The 18761-nt window shown below is 69.9% G+C and carries 21 protein-coding genes and 1 pseudogene; 16 read left to right on the top strand and 6 right to left on the bottom strand.

The genetic code is table 11. The annotated features are described in order from the left end of the window. Positions 1-290 precede the first annotated feature (290 nt). The 4 genes and pseudogenes from ACIA1L_RS28910 (at position 291) to ACIA1L_RS28895 (ending at position 2527) form a co-directional block, all read left to right on the top strand. On the top strand, positions 291-1490 hold the full coding sequence (locus tag ACIA1L_RS28910; protein ID WP_396076150.1) for an Ig-like domain-containing protein: 1200 nt from the start codon (positions 291-293) through the stop codon (positions 1488-1490). Between the two features lie 10 nt (positions 1491-1500). After that, positions 1501-1665: a hypothetical protein gene (locus ACIA1L_RS28905; RefSeq protein ID WP_396076149.1), complete on the top strand. Its 165-nt coding sequence runs from the start codon at positions 1501-1503 to the stop codon at positions 1663-1665. A gap of 30 nt (positions 1666-1695) precedes the next feature. Further along, positions 1696-2025, top strand: a pseudogene (locus ACIA1L_RS28900) (ArsR/SmtB family transcription factor); the annotation flags it as partial. Between the two features lie 7 nt (positions 2026-2032). After that, a complete protein-coding gene (locus ACIA1L_RS28895) occupies positions 2033-2527 on the top strand; it encodes an SRPBCC family protein (protein ID WP_396076148.1) in 495 nt (164 codons plus the stop codon). On the opposite strand, the gene ACIA1L_RS28890 is transcribed toward ACIA1L_RS28895, so the two are convergent. Continuing rightward, the gene (locus tag ACIA1L_RS28890) at positions 2516-2998 is read right to left on the bottom strand and encodes an Lrp/AsnC family transcriptional regulator (protein ID WP_396076147.1); all 483 of its coding nucleotides are present in this window, start codon (positions 2996-2998) and stop codon (positions 2516-2518) included. The genes ACIA1L_RS28895 and ACIA1L_RS28890 overlap by 12 nt on opposite strands. A gap of 60 nt (positions 2999-3058) precedes the next feature. Between ACIA1L_RS28890 and ACIA1L_RS28885 the strand changes: the two genes are divergently transcribed. The 7 genes from ACIA1L_RS28885 (at position 3059) to ACIA1L_RS28855 (ending at position 7966) form a co-directional block, all read left to right on the top strand. Further along, on the top strand, positions 3059-4174 hold the full coding sequence (locus ACIA1L_RS28885) for a trans-sulfuration enzyme family protein (protein ID WP_396076146.1): 1116 nt from the start codon (positions 3059-3061) through the stop codon (positions 4172-4174). Further along, complete coding sequence (locus ACIA1L_RS28880; RefSeq protein ID WP_396076145.1) at positions 4171-4755, top strand: phosphoesterase PA-phosphatase; 585 nt, start codon at positions 4171-4173, stop codon at positions 4753-4755. The genes ACIA1L_RS28885 and ACIA1L_RS28880 overlap by 4 nt, the downstream gene beginning before the upstream one ends. A gap of 23 nt (positions 4756-4778) precedes the next feature. Continuing rightward, positions 4779-5348 (top strand): hypothetical protein, encoded by a 570-nt coding sequence (locus ACIA1L_RS28875; RefSeq protein WP_396076144.1) that lies wholly within the window; start codon positions 4779-4781, stop codon positions 5346-5348. Positions 5349-5466: 118 nt separating this feature from the next. After that, entirely contained in the window at positions 5467-6159 is a 693-nt protein-coding gene (locus ACIA1L_RS28870) for a hypothetical protein (RefSeq protein ID WP_396076143.1), read from the top strand. A 118-nt stretch (positions 6160-6277) separates the two neighbouring features. Continuing rightward, complete coding sequence (locus ACIA1L_RS28865) at positions 6278-6994, top strand: DUF433 domain-containing protein (protein WP_396076142.1); 717 nt, start codon at positions 6278-6280, stop codon at positions 6992-6994. Further along, on the top strand, positions 6991-7404 hold the full coding sequence (locus tag ACIA1L_RS28860; protein WP_396076141.1) for a hypothetical protein: 414 nt from the start codon (positions 6991-6993) through the stop codon (positions 7402-7404). The genes ACIA1L_RS28865 and ACIA1L_RS28860 overlap by 4 nt, the downstream gene beginning before the upstream one ends. A 91-nt stretch (positions 7405-7495) precedes the next feature. Then, positions 7496-7966, top strand: coding sequence for a GNAT family N-acetyltransferase (locus ACIA1L_RS28855; RefSeq protein WP_396076140.1), 471 nt, complete (start codon positions 7496-7498; stop codon positions 7964-7966). Positions 7967-8139: 173 nt separating this feature from the next. Here the strand turns inward: ACIA1L_RS28855 and ACIA1L_RS28850 are convergent, their stop codons facing one another. The 5 genes from ACIA1L_RS28850 to ACIA1L_RS28830 all read right to left on the bottom strand — a co-directional run bounded on the left by ACIA1L_RS28850 (position 8140) and on the right by ACIA1L_RS28830 (position 11637). After that, positions 8140-8535 carry a hypothetical protein gene (locus ACIA1L_RS28850; RefSeq protein WP_396076139.1) on the bottom strand — a complete coding sequence of 132 codons (396 nt, stop codon included), beginning with the start codon at positions 8533-8535 and terminating at the stop codon, positions 8140-8142. Beyond that, positions 8532-8774: a hypothetical protein gene (locus ACIA1L_RS28845; protein ID WP_396076138.1), complete on the bottom strand. Its 243-nt coding sequence runs from the start codon at positions 8772-8774 to the stop codon at positions 8532-8534. Before ACIA1L_RS28845 ends, ACIA1L_RS28850 begins: the two co-directional genes overlap by 4 nt. Before the next feature lie 65 nt (positions 8775-8839). Then, positions 8840-9667, bottom strand: a complete 828-nt coding sequence (locus ACIA1L_RS28840; protein ID WP_396076137.1) for a glycerophosphodiester phosphodiesterase — start codon at positions 9665-9667, stop codon at positions 8840-8842. 114 nt (positions 9668-9781) lie between these two features. Continuing rightward, a complete protein-coding gene (ychF, locus tag ACIA1L_RS28835; protein ID WP_396076136.1) occupies positions 9782-10867 on the bottom strand; it encodes a redox-regulated ATPase YchF in 1086 nt (361 codons plus the stop codon). Positions 10868-10977: 110 nt separating this feature from the next. Continuing rightward, complete coding sequence (locus ACIA1L_RS28830; protein ID WP_396076135.1) at positions 10978-11637, bottom strand: hypothetical protein; 660 nt, start codon at positions 11635-11637, stop codon at positions 10978-10980. Positions 11638-11714: 77 nt separating this feature from the next. Here ACIA1L_RS28830 and ACIA1L_RS28825 point away from each other — a divergent pair, with 77 nt between their 5' ends. From ACIA1L_RS28825 to ACIA1L_RS28805, 5 genes are all read left to right on the top strand, one after another. Beyond that, positions 11715-13208 carry an AlkA N-terminal domain-containing protein gene (locus ACIA1L_RS28825; RefSeq protein WP_396076134.1) on the top strand — a complete coding sequence of 498 codons (1494 nt, stop codon included), beginning with the start codon at positions 11715-11717 and terminating at the stop codon, positions 13206-13208. A gap of 48 nt (positions 13209-13256) precedes the next feature. Continuing rightward, a complete protein-coding gene (locus tag ACIA1L_RS28820) occupies positions 13257-13760 on the top strand; it encodes a methylated-DNA--[protein]-cysteine S-methyltransferase (RefSeq protein WP_396076133.1) in 504 nt (167 codons plus the stop codon). Between the two features lie 112 nt (positions 13761-13872). After that, the gene (locus tag ACIA1L_RS28815) at positions 13873-15504 is read left to right on the top strand and encodes an ABC transporter substrate-binding protein (protein WP_396076132.1); all 1632 of its coding nucleotides are present in this window, start codon (positions 13873-13875) and stop codon (positions 15502-15504) included. A gap of 10 nt (positions 15505-15514) precedes the next feature. After that, positions 15515-15862: a hypothetical protein gene (locus tag ACIA1L_RS28810; RefSeq protein ID WP_396076131.1), complete on the top strand. Its 348-nt coding sequence runs from the start codon at positions 15515-15517 to the stop codon at positions 15860-15862. Beyond that, complete coding sequence (locus ACIA1L_RS28805) at positions 15852-18761, top strand: caspase family protein (RefSeq protein ID WP_396076130.1); 2910 nt, start codon at positions 15852-15854, stop codon at positions 18759-18761. The genes ACIA1L_RS28810 and ACIA1L_RS28805 overlap by 11 nt, the downstream gene beginning before the upstream one ends.

Here is an 18761-nt window from a genome sequence, read left to right as displayed (position 1 = left end):
TCCTATTCGCCATGCTCCGCGACCGCAGCCCCTACCAAACACGACCGAGCGACCACGCTCTCGCCGCTTGACGAAACCCATAGGGACACCCCCCCGACGTCAGACCTCTTCCCCTCGGTTGACCGGCGTTATGACCTATATGTGAGGACTTTTGCCGCATTGCCAGTGCGGCACGGGACCGGGCTGCGACGGATGCGGGTCACATCGATGGCGGCACGTGGAGTGGGTCGGATACCGTGGCCGCCGTGCCGCGTGTTAACGGGGCCGGTCCGGCGTGCTTGAGAGGGATCATGAGACTTCGTGTGGCAGTGGCAGCAGTGGCGGCCGCGAGCGTGCTCCTGACCGCCGGCTGCAGCGGCGAAAACGCCGCCCCGGAGTGGCACAACGCCGCCGCCGAGGCCGGGGCTCCCACTTCTGCCACGCCGCCGCCACCGCCGGAAAGCACCGTCGGACTCACCACCCCGGCCGCGGATGCAACCGACGTCAAGGCCCTCACCGAGATCTCCTACCGGTCCGAGGACCCGGCGAACACCTCCCTCGAGGTCAAGGACGAGAAGGGCAACGAGGTCAAGGGCGAGCTCGACAAGGACGCCAAGGTCTTCCGCCCGGCAGGTGCACTCAGCTGGGGCAAGAAGTACACCGTGACGATCACCGGCACCCCCGCGGGCGACAAGGTCGGCACCGCCACGAGCTCCTTCACCGTGATGAAGAAGCCGTCGAAGCTGGTCCGCGTGCAGAGCTTCCTCGGCGAGGGACAGACCGTCGGCGTGGGAATGCCGATGATGATCACCTTTGGCCGCGACATCCCCGAGAAGTACCGCGCGGAGGTCGAGCGCCGGATGGAGGTCACCTCGACCCCCAAGCAGGAGGGCAGCTGGCGCTGGATCAGCGCCTCCGCGGTGCACTACCGCCCGAAGAACTACTGGAAGGGCTACACCAAGGTCAACACCCGCATCTCGCTCACCGGCGTGCCGATGGGCGACGGCTGGTACGGCGGCACCGACTTCGACGTCAACGTCAACATCGGCCGCTCGTTCGTGATGACGGTGGACAACGCCTCGAAGCACATGGTCGTCACGCAGGACGGGAAGAACATCAAGAACATCCCGGTCAGCCTCGGCCAGAAGAAATACCCCTCGGTCAGCGGCACGATGCTGATCATGGAGAAGCTGCGGAAGACCGTCTTCGACACCCGGGGCCGGTTCTCCGAGGAAGACGCGTACCGCACCAAGGTCGAGTACGCCCAGCGCCTCACCTGGGGCGGCCAGTTCATCCACGCGGCCCCGTGGTCGAACGCCCAGCAGGGCAACACCAACGTGTCGCACGGCTGCGTCAACGTCTCGCAGGACTTCGGCAAGTGGCTCTTCGACAACACGATGATCGGCGACCCGGTCGTCGTGCGGGGCACCGAGCAGAACCTCGTGAACGGCGATGGTTGGACCGACTTCAACATGAGCTTCAACGACTACAAGCAGGGCAGCGCCCTGTAAGAAACACAGCATGACCGCTGAGCCGCCCGTCCCGCTCACCGCCGAAGAAGAGGCCGTGATGCGCTCGCTCGGGCGGCTCATCCGCGTCCGGCGGCACATCTTCGCGCATCTGGACGACCTCGACCTGACCCGGCCGGCCACCGCGCTCGGCGAGATGAGCGTCGCGGACTCGTAACACATTCCCTTATGGGTATATGATTGCCGCATGGCACGCGCGGCAACGACAACGGACGCCTTCAACGCGGTCGCCGAACCCCGGCGCCGGCAGATCCTCGACCTGCTCGCCGCGGGCGAGCTACCCGTCGGCGACCTGTCCAACCTGCTCGGCATCGCCCAACCCCAGGTCTCCAAGCACCTGCGCGTCCTGCGCGAAGTCGACCTGGTCCGGGTCCGCGAGGACGGCCGACACCGGCTCTACCGGATCAACACCGCGCCCCTGAAACCCCTGCACGACTGGCTCAGCCGGTACGCGCAGACCTGGAACGAGCGGTTCGACCTCCTGGACGACGTCCTCACCGACCTCACCGAAGCGGAGCACCACCATGACGACGACCACCAAGGGCACAGCGAAGGTCACTCTCCCCACCGACACCCAGATCCTGATCACCCGTGAGTTCGCCGCACCGGCCCGACTCGTGTGGCGGGCGTACACCACGCCCGAGCTGATCAAGCGCTGGTGGGCCGGCGAACGCGGCACGGTCACCAGCGCCGAGGTCGACCTGCGCGTCGGCGGCACCTGGCGCTACGTCATGACGGCCAACGGCGGATTCGAAGTCGCGTTCCACGGGGAGTACCGCGAGATCCAGGAGCACGCGAAGCTCGTCAGCACCGAGGCCTTCGAGGGCGTGCCCGATCCGGACGGCACCGCCGCCCTGGTCACCGTCACTTTCACGGAGACGGACGGCCGCACCCGCATGGAGATGCTGGCCGAGCACCACAGCCGGGAGATCCGGGACATGGTGATCGACTCCGGCATGGAAGGCGGCATGCAGGAAGGCATGGACGCCCTCGAACAGATCGCCGTCTCACTCGCCTGACGCGTACGGCAGGACGGGCGGCCCGGACCACGTCGAGAAGATCAGATGGGTCTGCACCCGCCCGACCTCCCGCCGCGCGGTGAACTCGTCCAGCACCAGCCGCTGCAGGTCGGCACTGCTGCCACAGGCGACGTGCACGATGAAGTCGTCGGACCCGGTCACGTGGTGCAGTGCCCGGGTCTCCGGCAACGACAACACGTGCGCGACGAACGGGTCCACCACGCCCCGGGCATGCGGCTGCACCTGCACCATCAGCAACGCCTCGACGTCCCGGCCGACCGCTACGGGGTCGACCAGTGCCGCGTACCCGGTGATCACCCCGGCCCGCCGCAGCCGGGCCACCCGGTCGAGGCAGGTGGAGGGCGCGACGCCCACCGCGGCGGCCAGATCCTTGTTGGCTATCCGACCGTCATTCTGCAACAGGCGCAGAATTTTGACGTCCACCGAATCGAACTGCAGGTCTTGCCCCATCCCTCGAACATAGTTCGGCACCTTCCCCGACGTGCCGCCCTCGGCCCGACACTTCTGCTCATGGAACTCACCACCCGCGCGGTGCATGCCGGGCGCGACGACCTGGTCGCGCTGGGAGTGCACGCCGTCCCCCTGGACCTGTCCACCACGTACCCGGCGCGGGACACCCGCGCGGAGGCCGAGCGGCTCGGCCTGCTGGGCACCGGCGCCGAGATCCCCGGCCTGCCCGTCTACGGCCGGATCGGCAACCCGACCACCGCCCGCTTTGAGACCGCCCTCGCCGAGCTGGAAGGCTGCGAAGCCGGCGTTGCCTTCGCCAGCGGCATGGCTGCCCTCTCCGCCTGCCTGCTCGCCGTCGCCGCGGCCGGCAAGCCGCACGTCGTCGCGGTCCGCCCCCTCTACGGCGGCTCCGACCACCTGCTGAACTCCGGGATGCTCGGCACCACCGTCACCTGGGCCACCCCGGACACCGTCCGCGAGTCGCTGCGCCCCGACACCGGCCTGGTCATCGTCGAGACCCCCGCCAACCCGACCCTCGCCACGGTCGACCTGCGCGCCCTCGCCACCGCCTGCGGCGACGTGCCCCTGCTGGTCGACAACACGTTCGCCACCCCGGTGCTGCAACGCCCCGCCGAGTCCGGCGCCAGCATCGTGCTGCACAGCGCCACCAAGTTCCTCGGCGGCCACGGCGACGTGCTCGGCGGCGTCATCGCCACAAGCGAGGAGTTCGCCCAGCGCCTGCGTCAGATCCGCTTCGCGACCGGCGCCATCCTGCACCCGCTCGCCGGCTACCTCCTGCTGCGCGGGTTGTCGACTCTGCCCGTACGCATGCATGCGCAGTCGCGGACGGCTGCGGCCCTCGCCGAACGACTCGCCACCCACCCGGCGATCGCGAAGGTCCACTACCCCGGCTTCGGCGCACTGATCGCCTTCGAGGTCACCGGCGACCCGCACGAGGTGGTCGGCGCGGTCCGACTCATCACCCCGGCGGTCAGCCTGGGCAGCGTGGACAGCCTCATCCAGATCCCGGCGTCGCTGACCCACCAGGTCGTCGAAGCCGAGTCGCGCGCCGAGGGCGGCATCAGCGACCGGCTGGTGCGCATGTCGGTCGGCCTCGAAGACCTGGACGACCTGTGGACCGACCTCTCGAAGGCCCTTGCAATGATCAACGAGTGACCGCCGACCGTGCCGCCAGGATCGCCTCCGAAATCTTCGCCCCGGCGGTCCTGGTGGCCGGTCTGCTCCTGCTAGTCGGCTGGCATGCCGGCGACACCCCCGGCGTCTCCCGCTGGTGGGGCCTGCCGGGTGCATTGTTCGCCGCCGGCATCCCTTTGGCGTACGTCCTCAGAGGCGTCCGTTCCGGCCGCCTGACCAACCACCACATCCCCGAACGCGAGCACCGCCGCATCCCCATGCTCATCGGCATCGCTTCGGTGGCTGTCGGCCTCACCGCCCTGATCCTGCTCGGCGCACCCCGCGAGGTCCTCGCCCTGATGACAGCCGGCGGTGCCGGGTTGCTCGTCTTCACCGCGGTGACCCACTGGTGGAAAATGTCCATCCACGCCGGTGTCGCCGCCGGCACCGCAGCCACGCTGACCGCGGTCTACGGCCCACTCGCCCTGCTGGTGGCTGTGCCGTGCGCCCTGCTCGCCTGCTGGTCCCGCATCCGCCTCTCCGCGCACACCGTCCCGCAGGTGCTGGCCGGAGCCCTGGTCGGCGCCACCATCGCTAGCACGGTCTTTCCGGCCCTCCGGTAGCTTCCACCCCCTACCGTCGAACCATGTACTCCTACGCACAGGCGACGGGCGCCGCGGCGCTGCAAGGACTCATGACCGGCGTGTGGGTGGCCGCCGGCGAGCTCACACCGGCCAGACGGCGCCTGACCCGGGCAGGGGCGATAGTCGCTTTCTCCGCCCTCGGCTCGATCAAGGACTGGGCCTTCCCCGATGACAAGGCCACCACGGGCGGCGCCGCCTGCTGCACCACCAAACCCGCCGCCCTTGCCGGCACTGCCCTTTCCGGCACTGCCCTTTCCGGCGTCGCCGTCCAGGGCTCGTCCGGCGCTGGGACCGAGCGCGCCGAGGGCGTTGACGACCTCGCCGACGACCTGGACAGCTCCCCGGAGCCGGTCAGCAAGGCCCGCCTGATTGCCGGCGGCGCCGGCGTCGCCATCGCCGTCGCCACCATGATCGCCGGCCGCCGCCTCGAAAAGCGTTGGCTCGCCGGCCTCACCCGCAACGGCCACACCCACCCCCACCGCGCCCTCGGCGTCCGCATGGGCCTGATCTCCTTCGCCGCCACCCTGCCCAGCGGCCTCATCCGCGCTCACGAGGCCCGCCAGCAAAGTTGACCTCAACCTGACTCCAGGTCCTAGGTTGCGGCGATGACCGGAGTTTTGCGACGGCCGTACACCCGCCACCCCGGCGGACCTCCGCCGCATCGCCCAGGCGACAGTCGTCGCCCTCAGCGTGGTCGCCCTCAGATCCCTCAGCGAGCTAGACAAGCGCCTCGCCTGGCTGATCGTCCCGCTCGCCGTCACCACCATCGGGCTCGCCCTGCACCGCCTGGTCCCGCCCGGCACCTACCGCCTGCGCCCCGGCCTCCCCGCGGCGGTCGCCCTCTGCGCAACCGCAGGCGGCGTCTTCTTCGGTACGGAGGTCTACCCGCCGTTACTCCTGCACGACCGCTACGGCCTCCCCACCTGGCTCTCCGGCATCACATTGACCGCGGGAGCGGTGGCGTGGGCACTCGCCTCCGCCGTCCAGGCCCGCCTCGGCGCACGAGCCAACCCACCCACCGCCATCCGCATCGGCGCCATCCTGCTCATGAGCGGCGCAGCGGTGGAACTGGCCGTCGCACTGGCGGAACTGCACCCGGCAATCGCCGCGGCGGGCTGGTTCGTGGCGGGCGCGGGAATGGGCACGTTGTACCCACGGATCAGCGAGCTCGTCATGGCCTGCTCGGCTCCCGGCGAAACCGGCTTCAACACCGCGGCGACAAGCATCGCGGACGCGGTCGGCGGCAGCGCTTCGCTGGCCGTGGCGGGCTCGCTCTTCGGCATAGCCCCCTTTACCGGACCGTTCACCTTCGCGTCCCTGCTCGGAGTTCTGACTATCGTGGCGGCGGCCCGAGCGGCCACGAGCAGCCCTGCCATCGCCTAGCAAGACCTAGGCCCAGCACACCCTCGTGCGTAGTCGCGATCGGACGCCTGCGCACGGTGCGCTACGCCCGGTTCTAGGCTTGGGGTCCCATCGACAGTAGCCTTGGAGCGTGTCGCACATGGCAGACAAGGACGTGCGGTTCAGCGTGCCGCTGTACACGCAGGCGGAGACTGCTCGCTATCTTGACATGCCGGCGACCACCCTGCGGTCATGGACTAAAGGCTATGCGCGGAAGCCTCATGGCGCTCGTCCCGCGGTAAGGGGACACCCTCTGGTGACCTACCTTCCGGCCGACCGACCCTCCGCACCGACGGTGCCGTTCATCGGGCTCGCCGAGGGGATGTTCCTCTCGGCCCTGCGGAAGGCCGGAGTGCCGCTTCAGCAGATCAGGCCCGCTTTGAAGCTTGTCCAGCAGCGTTTAGGAATAGCACATGCTCTTGCCTCCAAACGTCTGTACGTTCTCGGCGCCCAACTCCTGTGGGAAGTCGCGGAGGAAGGCGAGCTAACACCCGGCGATCGCCGCTCATTGATCGTTCTGCGAGACGGGCAGTATGTGTTCCGCGAGGTTGTCGACGGCTTCCTGCGACGGATCGACTACGCCGATGATGGGTACGCCGCACGCGTAGCTCTTCCCGGCTACGAGGTGGCGCAGATAACTGCGAGCCCGGCCATCAATTTCGGCTACCCGTACTTCGAGGCCACCGGAACTCCGGTCGAAGCAGTATTGTCACGGCTCAGAGCGGGCGAACCGCTCACTGAAGTCGCCGACGACTTCGACCTCAACCTTGACGAAGTATCGGAAGCAGCCGACAGGGCGGGGCTCGTTGCGGCATGACCGAAGCCACGATCCCGATTTTCCTGGACCGCAGCGTCGGAAGCATCAAGATCGCAGCAGCACTTCGAGCGCTCGACCTCGATGTGGAAACGATTCAGGATCGCTATGGGACAGAGGCCCCACGGATCGCCGACACCCAATGGATCGAAGACGCGACTCTGGATGGACGGATCCTGATCGGGGCGGACAAGAGAATCCGCCATCGAAGTCTTGAACGATTGGCAATCTGCCGCTACGAGGCAAAGTGCTTCACATTCCCGACCGGAAATCTCACAGCAAATGAGATGATCGCCCGCCTAAAAGCAGATCTGGCCGCCATCATGCGGCTGTCCCGGGAGGCTGGGCCATTCGTCTATCATCTAACACCACAAGGGCCAACAAGAATGGCCTTGGACTGCGCAGACTTGTAATCTCGCAAGGCGGGGGTGCCGTGGTTGCCAACCCCAGACAGTCGACAGATTCCCGCTTGGACCAGATCGTCGCCGCGGATATCGTGACCGGATGCCGGACCTTGAACGTCTTACCAGCCGCCACGCGGCGGAACTGTTCCGGTTCGAGCAGGAGAACCGGGCCTACTTCGCGCGCTCCGTCCCCGACCGGGGCGACGACTACTTCACGAACTTCGCGCAGCGGCACGCCGCATTGCTGGCGGAGCAGGATGCCGGCAGCTGCCACTTCCACGTCATGGTGGACGACGATGGGGCCGTAGTGGGCCGGTTCAACCTGGTCGATGTCGCCGATGGCAGCGCAGAGCTCGGCTTCCGGGTGGCAGAGCGGATGAACGGACGGGGCTTGGCGAAGGACGGCGTCCGCCAAGTCTGTGAGCTGGCCCGAGACAAGTACCAGCTGCGTCGGCTCAGCGCCTCGGCCAGCCCTGGGAACACGGCATCTCTTGCGGTGCTAGGAGCGTCCGGCTTCTTCATCGTGGGTGAAGATCGAGTCGGCATCCGGCAGTGCCGGGATCTAGCGTGACAGCTCGTCCGACGGCACCGGAGCGGGCAGGTGCCGGCGTTTTCGAATGCTACGGTGCCGCTATGGCTGCGGTGCCCGAGTGGATGCGGCCGCCCCGCCCCGAGGGCTGGTACGCCGAGGACCTCGACGAGCTCGCCGAAGCACCCCGCCACATCGAACTGTGCCCCGCCCGATCACAGCCCAATGACCCGCACCCGTGGTCCGCGGAGCTTGGTCAGGTCGTCGACGTCTGAGGTCAGCACCACGACTAGTCCGGGCAGCCGCAGGGCCACTTCGGCGGCCATGGCGCCGATGGCGTACTTGTGACCGTGCAGCTTTGCCTCTTTCAGCAGGCTAGCGCTGCGGCGGGCGCTCTCCTGAGTCACCGGTTCCACCCGTATCCGGGAGAGGAGCCAGTTGAGCCGCGCGATGTCGACGCCGCCGTGCGAGACCTCGATGATGGTGGCAGCCGAGATGGCGAGATCGGCGCCCGCACGCTCCGCCAGCTCCAGGATCGGCATGACCTTGCGGTCTCGGTCGATCCACAGGGACAAGCCCTGCGAGTCGAGCACCAACGATTCGATGCTCACGCAGCGTGCTCCGTCCCCTCAGTGGTGCCGTAGAGAAGAGCCTGAGCCTCAGCCAGCTCCTGCGCGGTAAAGGCGCCGAACTCACCTTGGTAGTGGTCCAGGTCTTCCCGCAGCAGTCTGCGCCGCTCGGCTCGCTCGGCCAGCTCGGTGAGGTAGCCGGAGACGTTGTCGGTGTGCGCCTTCATGCTTTCCAGCAGCTCGACCGGCAGCGTGATCGTGACCTTCCGCGTCTTGTCCATGTCGCGACCACACCACGGTGTTACCGCTCCGACGGTCCACCGGAACGCCTGAGGCCGCCGGCTGGTCAGGCCTCGGGTGCATCGATGGGGCGGCAGCGGCCGGCGGACCAGTGGGCGTATTCGAGGGGCCGGTTGGTGATGAAGCCGTCGACGGGCCAGGAGGACAGTCGGACCCAGTCGTTCTTCTTGTCGATGGTCCAGGCGTAGATGCGGATGCCGGCCGCGTGCCAGTCCTCGGCCTGGGCGGCGGTGATTGAGGTGAAGTTCTTGTTGAAGGCGTCGCCGTACTGCTGGATCTCGGCGGGGTCGGGCGTGCCTGCTGCCTGGATCAGGGCGCGGTGGGTGCCGGGGATGCGGCGGGCGGCTTCGAGGACGGTGGGGCCGTCGAAGGACATGATTGTGACGGATTGGCGGCCGATCGTAGCGTCGATCTGGGCGGCGACCGCCGCCCATTGGCGGGGAGTGGGCATGACTTTGAGCTCGGTCAGCACCCGGGCGTTGTAGTGGCCGGCGAGGTCGTACACCTCGCGGAGGGTGGGTATGTAGTCGCCGTCGTCGGTGGGGATGGGGTTTTTGCTCGCGTCGAGGCGGGTGATGGGGCCTTTGGCCGGGCTGACGCGGTCGACGGTGTCGTCGTGCAGGACCACCGGGGTGCCGTGGATGTCGAAGCGGACGTCGAGTTCCCAGTCGGTGATGCCGGCCTCGCCGGCGGCTTTGAACGCGGTGAGGGTGTTCTCCATGGCGCGTTCGGTGCCGCCGCGGTGGGCTACGGCCCTGGGCAGCAGGTCGCAGGTCGCCGCGGGTGTTGCCTCCGCCGCGTTCCCGTAGTGGCATCCGCTCAAGGCGAGAAATGTGACGGCGACGACAGCAGCAGCCAGGGACGGCTTGTGCACCAGGGGTCCTCTATCGGTGAGACCGGGAAGTGAATCTCGGTCACGATAGAGGTCCCGCGCAAGGAGCAATATCCACCTACGGGCGGGTTGCGGAACGGCGTCCGTTTGACCTGCTTAGACGTTAAAGCGGAACTCCACGACGTCGCCATCCTTCATGACGTAGTCCTTGCCTTCCATCCGGACTTTGCCGGCGGACTTGGCGGCGGACATCGAGCCGGCGTCGATCAGGTCGTCGAAGCTGACGATTTCGGCCTTGATGAAGCCGCGCTGGAAGTCGGAGTGGATGACGCCGGCGGCTTCGGGGGCGGTGGCGCCGGTGGGGATGACCCAAGCGCGGGCTTCCTTCGGGCCGGCGGTGAGGTACGTCTGCAGGCCGAGGGTCGCGAAGCCGACCCGGATGAGCTGGTTCAGGCCCGGCTCGGTCTGGCCGGTCGATTCGAGCAGCTCCATAGCCTCGTCCTCGGGGAGGTCGATGAGCTCGGACTCGATCTTGGCGTCCATGAAGATGGCCTCGGCCGGGGCGACCAGGGCGCGCAGCTCGTCGAGGAATGCCGCGTTGCCCAACTCGGCTTCGTCGACGTTGAAGACGTAGAGGAACGGCTTGATGGTGAGCAGGTGCAGCTCGGCGAGCAGCTCGAGGTCGATGCCCGCGGCTTTGGCGCCCGAGTACAGGGTGGTGCCGCCGTCGAGGAGTTCGAAGGCCGCCTGGGCCGCCGCCACCACGGGCGCGCGATCCTTCTTGAGCTTGGCTTCCTTCTGCAGGCGCGGGAGGGCTTTCTCGACCGTCTGCAGGTCGGCGAGGATCAGCTCGGTGTTGATCGTCTCGATGTCGTCGGCGGGCGAGACCTTGCCGTCGACGTGCAGGACGTTGGGGTCGGAGAAGGCGCGGACGACCTGGCAGATGGCCGAGGCATCGCGGATGTTCGCGAGGAAGGCGTTGCCGCGGCCCTGGCCCTTGGAGGCACCGCGGACCAGGCCCGCGATGTCGACGAACGAGACCGGGGCGGGGAGGATCTTCTCGCTGGCGAAGATCTCAGCCAGCTTGGTCAGCCGCTCGTCGGGCAACCCCACGACGCCGACGTTGGGCTCGATCGTCGCGAACGGGTAGTTCGCGGCGAGCACGTCGTTCTTGGTCAGGGCGTTGAAAAGGGTGCTCTTGCCGACGTTGGGCAGGCCGACGATCCCGATGGTAAGGCTCACGACACGCGAGTCTACGGGGCCCGCAACCGAAGCGACGGGCCAGTCCACGCGGCCCGCAACCGAAGCGACGGGCCAGTCCATGCGGCCCGCAACCGAAGCGACGGGCCTGCCTACGGGGCGCGCAGGTGAAACGGATCGTCTGCCATCTCCCGCAGGTGCCGGGCGATCGGGGAGCCCGGGCGCAGCGCGGCCGCGAGGGCACGAAGCTCGGCTTCAGGCAGCTGCGGCGTACCGACTCCGCGCAGCGGGATGGTGACCGGGCGGCTACCCGCCTCGCGGGCGACGAGCTGCGGGACCTGTTCGATCGAGGCGCGGGACGTGCCGGTGTTGCGCCGCAGCGTGTACGAGCCGGCGGTCACCTCGGCCGTGGCGAGGTCGACCTTCCGGGTGGTGAGGGCGCCGCGGACGGAGACGACCGTGCCGTCGAGCCAGGCGGCCGTGCGCCAGGCCTTGAGCGCCAGGTAGAGCCCGAACAGGAACACGGGTACGCCGATGAGGGCGATGACGCGCATGCCGCCGATCCCCGCGTCGAAGGACAACCAGTCGCCCTCGGTGAGGCAGTCACGGACCGCGGGCGGCAGCAGCTCGGGTGGGATGCCGGACACTTCGTCGGGGGTGGGGCAGGCCGGGTCGGCGCCGAATTCGCGCTGGAGCCAGCCGTCGGCCAGCAGCGGCAGGAGCGCGAATGCGGCCCCGGCGGCGGCGAAGAACAGCCCGAAGACGATGCCGAACGCTTTGCCTGCGCCACCGGCGCCGATGGACAACTTCACCGCGGCAGCATAGACGGACACAGCCATGTCCGAAACCCGCCAGCCAGCGGCGGGTCCGCCCGGGCAGACTCGTCGGCATGGAGTTGGACTTCGAGCGGTGCTACCGGGCCGTCGACAGCCGTGACCAGCGGTTCGACGGCTGGTTCTACACCGCTGTGCGGAGCACGGGCATCTACTGCCGGCCGTCCTGCCCGGCCGTCACCCCCAAACGCGAGAACGTCACGTTTCTGCCCAGCGCCGCCGCGGCACAGCGCGGTGGTTTTCGGGCCTGCCGCCGCTGCCGGCCGGACGCCGCCCCGGGCTCGCCCGAGTGGGACGTGCGCGCGGACGTCGTGGGCCGGGCCATGCGGCTGATCGGCGACGGCGTCGTGGACCGGGAGGGCGTGCCCGGCCTGTCGACGCGGCTCGGCTACACGGAACGGCACCTGCACCGGATGCTCACCGCCGAGCTCGGCGCCGGACCACTGGCGCTGGCCCGGGCGCAGCGCGCGCAGACCGCGCGCATCCTGATCGAGACGACCGACCTCGGCCTCGCCGAGATCGCTTTCGCCGCCGGTTTCGGCAGCGTGCGGCAGTTCAACGACACGATCCTCCAGGTGTACGCCCGTTCGCCCAGCGGCCTGCGCGAGCATCGGACCACCACGCACGCCGAGCCCGGCACCATCTCGCTGCGGCTGTCGTACCGGGCGCCGTTGCATGCGGAGGCGCTGCTGGATTTCCTGGGTGCGCGAACGCTGCCCGGGATCGAGGAACGCGACGGTTCGACGTACCGTCGCGGGCTGACCTTGCCGCACGGGAGCGCGACCGTCGCGCTGAAGCCGGCGGATCGCTTCGTCGCGGCGACGCTGCGGCTGACGGACGTGCGGGATCTGGCGCCCGCGGTGGCCCGCTGCCGCCGCCTCTTCGATCTCGACGCGGATCCGGTCGCCGTCGACGGCACGCTGGCTGCCGACCCCGCGCTCACTGCGCAGATCAACACCGATCCGGGGGTACGCGTCCCGCGCGCCGTCGACGGCTTCGAGCTGACCGTCCGCGCCATCGTCGGCCAGCAGGTCTCCGTCTCCGGCGCCCGCACGACGCTCGGCCGCTTGACCGACTTCGTGACCGCCGCGCCGGACGAGCGGCGCGGACTTGCCGCAGCCGAGACGCCGGACGAGCCGGACGACGTCGGCACCGCGGGGACCCGGGCCGAGCTGCGCGGTTTTCCGACCGCCGAGACGGTGGCCGAGCTGCCCGACGAGGCGTTCCGGATGCCGGCGGCTCGGCGTCGGACCATCCGGGCGGTGGCCGAGGCGGTGGCCGCCGGCAAGCTGGATCTGGAGCCGGGCGCCGACCGTGCGGAAGCCGTGGCCCGGCTGCTCGAACTGCCCGGGATCGGACCGTGGACGGCCGGATACGTGGCGATGCGCGCGATCGGCGACCCGGACGTGTTTCTGCCGACCGACGTGGCGGTGCACCGCGGTGCCCGAGCGCTCGGCCTGCCCCATTCCCCCGAAGCGCTGGCCGCGCACGCCGAGAAGTGGCGGCCGTGGCGCTCCTACGCCCTGATGCGACTGTGGAGAGCAGCATGAATATTCGACCTCGGAGAGCAGCATGAATATTCGACCTCGGAGAGCAGCATGAACCAGTACACGACACTCGACACCCCGGCCGGCCCGTTCACCTACGTCGTCAGCGACGCCGGGGCGGTACGCGCGGCGGGGTTCACCGCTGAGGTGGATGAGCTGCTTCCACTCGTACATGAGAAATTGCGGGAGGAGACGCGGCCCGCAGCTGATCCGGGAGTGGTGGGTGCCGCGGTCCGGTCCTATCTGGATGGTGATCTGGCGGCGATCGACGACGTCGTCGTGGAGCAGCACACCGGTGGGCCGTTCCTGGCGCACGCGTGGCAGGTCATGCGCGAGATCAAGCCGGGAGCGCCGGTGACCTACACCAGGTTCGCGGAGTTGGCCGGGCGGCCGGCCGCGATCCGCGCGGCTGCCACCGCGTGTGCCCGCAACGCCGCGGCCTTGTTCGTGCCGTGCCATCGGGTGCTCGGTACGGACGGGACGCTGCGCGGATATCGGTGGGGGCTCGACGTGAAAACCTGGCTGCTGGCCCACGAGCGACCTCCCGTTCGGTAACGCGTACCCCGGAGTTTCATCCTCGCGGTGTCCGGATGACGACCTGTGCGATCCAGCGACGCAAATCGCTGCTTGACTCTGATGCCGGTCGCCGGGTCTGTCGAGGAGCGAAGTGGACGTCATCACCGTGGAGGATCCGCCCTCCACCGAAACCGGGCGGCGGGTTCTCAGCTATGTGGCGGTCATCCTGCTGATCGTCGCCCTGGCGGCCGGCGGGTACGCGCTCCTGAACCGTGAGAAGCCCACCCCACCGGCCACCTCCCTGCCCTGCCCCGGCCTGCCCGTGGGAGACGGCGCCGCCTTGACCGGGGCCGTGACCTCGACCGGCCCGGAGTGTGTCGGGTGGACCGTCGAGCAGGACTACTCCTTCGGCTCGGCCGACCCGGCGATCACCGGCATCATCTCGCGGATCGTCGAGGAGAACGTCCGGGTCCGGGACCAGTCGAGCGTTCCCGGCGGCAAGCCGTACGTGCGGATCGCGGTGTTCATGCCGATGACCTCGGCGGCCGGGAGCGCGCTGGCGGACACCGAGATCCTGCAGTCGTTGCGGGGCGCGTACGCCGCGCAGCGCCAGGCGAACGACGGCAAGGCCTCCGAGCTGGGTGACCCCACGCCGTTGTTCCAGCTGGTCCTGGCGAACGAGGGCAGCGACCAGAGCGCATGGGAACCGGTGGCCGACCAGCTGGGCACCCTGAAGGGGGGTCCGCACCCGCTGGTGGCGGTGACCGGCATGAGCATCAGTGTGCCGCAGACCCGACTCGCCGCCGAGCGGTTCAGCGCGCTGCGGATCCCGGCGATCGGCGCGGTCATCACCGCCGACGACATGGTCGCGCCGTGGCTGTTCAAGGTCTCACCGCCGAACCAGCAGTACACCGCGGCGCTGGCGGCCGCCCTGAACCGGCAGCCGACGACCCGCGACGGCTACCTGGTCTGGGACCGCAATGCGGGCGACAACTACGTGCAGAAGCTCAGGACGAACTTCATCGCGACGTTCGGCGAGCGTTACGGGCTCAACGACCACAACCTCGGCTTCAACGGCAGCAAGCCGCCGGTCCCCGGCACGCCGCAGCTGTTCTCGGACATCGTGCGGAACATCTGCGCGGTCGACCCGGACATCGTTTTCTTCAGCGGGCGGGACCGGGACCTGCCGGCCTTCGTCGACGCGCTCGGCACCCGCGGCCAGTGCCAGCGAAAGGTACGCCCGCTCGTGATCGCCACCGGGGCCACCGGACTGACCATCGCGCGGGACAAGCTCGACGCCGCCCGGGTCGGCGTGCTGGACGCGTCGTCCACGGACCCGGTCGGCTGGCGGGCTAGCGGGCCCGGGACGCCGAAACACTACGCCGCCTTCGCCCGGCTGTTCACCGCCCCGGAGCCGGCCGGTCTCGGCTTCACGGAGGCCGACCTCGCCAGCGGCTACGCAGTCATGCACCGGGACGCGGTCGTCGCCGCCGTGTGGGCGGCCCGGCGGGACGCGGCGGCGAAGGCACAGCGCAACGCCGCTGCGGGTGCCGCGCCTGCGGTGTCCGAGACACCGACCGCTGAGGACGTCCGCAACGCCCTCTTCGGCGCGGAATCCGACCGGATTCCCGCCGCGTCGGGAGCCCTCTATTTCCAGGAACAGCCGGGCAACGACCTGTGGCCGGTGGGCAAACCGGTGCCCGTGATCCGGATCGGTGCCGCCGCGCAGGACTGGCCGCCCGGACCTTCCTGGACGACTCCCCTGATTCCCAACGGCACGTGAGGACGGACCCATGACCGACACCGGCACTCTGCTCACCATCGCCGCCGGCACCGACGCCCCGGCCCTGACGTCGCTCGGCTCCTGGTTGGACCGGACCCGCGCCAAGGCGGAACGCGGCCGGTCCCGGGCGCTGCCCGCCCGGGACGGCACCACGATGAACGCGGTGGCGACGATCGGTGTGGTGATCAGCAGCGTCACCGGCATCGCGAACGTCCTCATCGCGTACGGGAACTGGCGGCGGGCCCGCCCTCAAGCACCGGCCATCACGGTGACGGTGGGCGCCGTCACGGTGTCCGCCGACGATCCCGAGGCGCTGGCGAAGCTGACCCGGGCGCTGACCGCCGAAAATGCTGCCTGACCCCACCAAGTCCCGCGCGGTCGTCGTCGGCTCGGCGCGGTACCGGCACCTCGACCCGCTGCCCACGGTCGCGGGGAACCTCGACGAGCTGGTCGACATCTTCACCGACGAGTCGTTCTGGGGATTGCCCAAGCAGAACTGCGTACGCCTGCTCGACCCCGAGCATCCGGCCGTGGTCCTCGACGCACTGGCCGAGGCCGCCGCGGAGGCGTCGGAGGCGCTGCTGTTCTATTTCGCGGGGCATGGCGTGCTGCGCCCGGACTCGTACGAGCTGTACCTGGCGCTCGAGGACGCGGCGCTGGAGCAGTGGTGGCATGCGGTGCGCTACGACGACATTCGCCGGATCATGACGGACCGGGCCGGGGCGACCGCCAAGGTGGTGCTGCTCGACTGCTGCTTCGCCGGCATGGCGATGATGCCCGGCATGGGGGCCGGCGCCGAGATCGGGGACCGGGTCCGGATCGAGGGCACCTACCTGATGACCGCCGTGGCGGAGACTGCCGTCGCGCTGGCGTATCCGCATGAGCCGCTCACCGCCTTCACCGGCGCGCTCGTGCAGGCCGTCCGTTCGGGTGTGCCCGACGGGCCGGACGTGCTCGACTTCAACAGCCTCTATCTGCGCACGAGGGCGGCGCTGGACGCGGCGGGACGGCCGACACCGCAGCAGCGGTCCAGCGAGCAGGGTGGGCGGATAGCGCTGGTGCGCAACGTCGGCCTCGGCGAGCGCGGCCACGCGGCACGCACCGCACAGGCTTCCCTCAGCGAGCCGGAGCGACGCTCGGTGAACCTGCCACCGGCCCAGTTGCGGGACCTGCTCGCCGAGCTGGGCCAGCGGGATGCCGAGGCCGCGAACCGCCTGCTGCGGGCGGTCGGTGCGCTGCGCGCCGAACAGGGCGTCGCCGCCGTCGTCCACGAGATCACCGCGGCCGGCACCGCCGGACAGGCCCGGGTCGTCCTCGCCGCGGCGGCACAGCGGCGTCCTGCCGACCTGCTCACGCTCGTCGACGTCCTTCGGGAGACCGGGCAGGGTGAGCAGGTCGGGCTCCTGTTGACGGCATGCGCGGAGCAACCGGCGGACCGGGTCACCGCCCTCGCTGCGCGGTTGTTCGACAGCGACCACGCCGACACGCTCGATGTGCTGCTCGACGCGGCCGTTGAGGCGCGGATCGACCGGCTCCGGCCGTTGACTGCCCTGCTCGTCGCACTGCTGACCGCGGGCTTGCGCGACCGTGTGGGCGCGGTCCTCGCCGGCTTCGGTGCCCGGCTCCCACGGGCCCGGAAGGCCGAGCTCGCCGACGCCCTGCGGGACGCCGGTCAGGAACAAGCGGCCTTCTCGCTGTACGAGGGGCTGTCCGGCCTGCTGGCGGCGCGGCCCGTGGCCGTGGCGGCGCGGCTGTGCGCCGCGATGCACCGAGCGGGACGCGAGCGCCAGGCCCGCGACCTCGCCGACCTGCTTGCGGCGCGCTACCCGGGCCGGCGGGAACGAGTCGGGCTGCTCGACGCGCTGTGGACCGCGCAGGCGCCGGCCGAGGCCGCCGAGCGGCTCGACCACCTCGACGACCGGGACCTGCTCGAAGCCACGTTGCAGCTCTACACCCTGCCGCACCAGGCCGCGGGCCGCCGGCTGATGCTCACGACCCTCGGGCGGCGGCCGCCGGCCCTGACCGTGCGGACGGTCATCGCCCTGTACGACGCCGGCCTGCCGATGGAGGCGCGCAGCCTGCTCGAACACGCGGCGGCCCGGCCCGCCTCGGAGGTCATCGCGGTCGTGGCGGGGTTCGCCGGCACCGGGAACGACCCGTACGCCCAGGTGGTGCTCGACCGGGGTCTGTCCGTCGAAGTGCTGACAACGCTGCCGGACGAGTTGCGCCGGCTGTGCGGCCCGGTCCTTGCCCAGCGCCCGGCCGCGCGGATCGTCGAGCTCGCCGCGCGACTGCCAGCGGGGGCCATGATCTGGACGCTGGGCCGGGTGCCCACCGATGTGGACCCGGAGGTGTTCCGCGAGCCTGCCATCGCGTTGGGCCTGCTCGCCGATCCGGCCCGCGCCGGGGTCATGGCGCACCTGCACGGTTCGCTGCCGATTCCACCCGCCCTGATCGACGCAGCGTTCTCCGGGGAGTACGGCGATTCGAAGGCATGCGTCGCTGGCCTGCTCGTCCTCGCCTCGAACCCTGCAGCGCTGCACGAGGCACTCACCGGGCGTGCCGCCCCAGACATCGCGTACGTCCTCGCCGTCGTGCCCGGCCTGATGGAGTCGCTCGCCGCCGCCGGACCGGTGCGCACTCAGCTGGAGCTGCTGATCCTGCTGGAGACCACGGGCCGGCGCCGGGAGGCCGACCGGTTCTCGGCTGCCTTGCGCACTCAGCTGTCCTTGCCGCATCTCTGCGCGCTGGCGGCGGCCCTGCGCGAGCAGGACCTGCGACCGCCAGCGGATGCGCTGCTGGGAGCCGCCCCGGGCGCCGATCCGGCGGCTCTCGTCGTCGGCGAGGTGCTGACGGCCGTTCAGGGCGGCACACCTGCGCGGTGGACGCCCGCGCAGATCCGCGACCGGGCCCGGCTGGACCCGCAGACCCCCGTGGTGCACGTGGTGGCGGGCCGGAGCCTCAGCCGTGGCACGGTCGTGGTCTTCACCGACACCAAGCTCGTCTGCCGGCTGCGAGGCGGTCGGCTCGTGACCATCGCGTACCGGAACCTCGGCGCGGTGGCGGTGCTCCAGGACGACCGGGCGACGATCCTGCTGCGCGCTGGCGAGTCGGTCCAGAACTTGGAGATCCGCGACGCTGCGCTGTTCGCGGTGCTGACCCGGGCCCAGCGCGCGGTCGCGACGTTCGACACGCGGCGCGCCGAACTGCGCGACGGTAAGTCCGTGGCTCATCGGCCCGCGCCGGCTCTACCCTGA

The sequence above is a fragment of the Actinoplanes sp. NPDC051859 genome (genome assembly GCF_044452725.1).
GTDB lineage: Bacteria > Actinomycetota > Actinomycetes > Mycobacteriales > Micromonosporaceae > Actinoplanes.
Note: the sequence above shows the minus strand (reverse complement) of the source record. Positions and strands in the feature narration are given on the sequence as shown.

What these genes read in the sequence shown, in the direction of transcription:
- ACIA1L_RS28910 (WP_396076150.1), top strand. Translation starts at nt 291, where the DNA reads ATGAGACTTCGTGTGGCAGTGGCAGCAGTGGCGGCCGCGAGCGTGCTC.
- ACIA1L_RS28905 (WP_396076149.1), top strand. Translation starts at nt 1,501, where the DNA reads ATGACCGCTGAGCCGCCCGTCCCGCTCACCGCCGAAGAAGAGGCCGTG.
- ACIA1L_RS28895 (WP_396076148.1), top strand. Translation starts at nt 2,033, where the DNA reads ATGACGACGACCACCAAGGGCACAGCGAAGGTCACTCTCCCCACCGAC.
- ACIA1L_RS28890 (WP_396076147.1), bottom strand. Translation starts at nt 2,998, where the DNA reads ATGGGGCAAGACCTGCAGTTCGATTCGGTGGACGTCAAAATTCTGCGC.
- ACIA1L_RS28885 (WP_396076146.1), top strand. Translation starts at nt 3,059, where the DNA reads ATGGAACTCACCACCCGCGCGGTGCATGCCGGGCGCGACGACCTGGTC.
- ACIA1L_RS28875 (WP_396076144.1), top strand. Translation starts at nt 4,779, where the DNA reads ATGTACTCCTACGCACAGGCGACGGGCGCCGCGGCGCTGCAAGGACTC.
- ACIA1L_RS28865 (WP_396076142.1), top strand. Translation starts at nt 6,278, where the DNA reads ATGGCAGACAAGGACGTGCGGTTCAGCGTGCCGCTGTACACGCAGGCG.
- ACIA1L_RS28860 (WP_396076141.1), top strand. Translation starts at nt 6,991, where the DNA reads ATGACCGAAGCCACGATCCCGATTTTCCTGGACCGCAGCGTCGGAAGC.
- ACIA1L_RS28855 (WP_396076140.1), top strand. Translation starts at nt 7,496, where the DNA reads ATGCCGGACCTTGAACGTCTTACCAGCCGCCACGCGGCGGAACTGTTC.
- ACIA1L_RS28845 (WP_396076138.1), bottom strand. Translation starts at nt 8,774, where the DNA reads ATGGACAAGACGCGGAAGGTCACGATCACGCTGCCGGTCGAGCTGCTG.
- ACIA1L_RS28825 (WP_396076134.1), top strand. Translation starts at nt 11,715, where the DNA reads ATGGAGTTGGACTTCGAGCGGTGCTACCGGGCCGTCGACAGCCGTGAC.
- ACIA1L_RS28820 (WP_396076133.1), top strand. Translation starts at nt 13,257, where the DNA reads ATGAACCAGTACACGACACTCGACACCCCGGCCGGCCCGTTCACCTAC.
- ACIA1L_RS28810 (WP_396076131.1), top strand. Translation starts at nt 15,515, where the DNA reads ATGACCGACACCGGCACTCTGCTCACCATCGCCGCCGGCACCGACGCC.
- ACIA1L_RS28805 (WP_396076130.1), top strand. Translation starts at nt 15,852, where the DNA reads ATGCTGCCTGACCCCACCAAGTCCCGCGCGGTCGTCGTCGGCTCGGCG.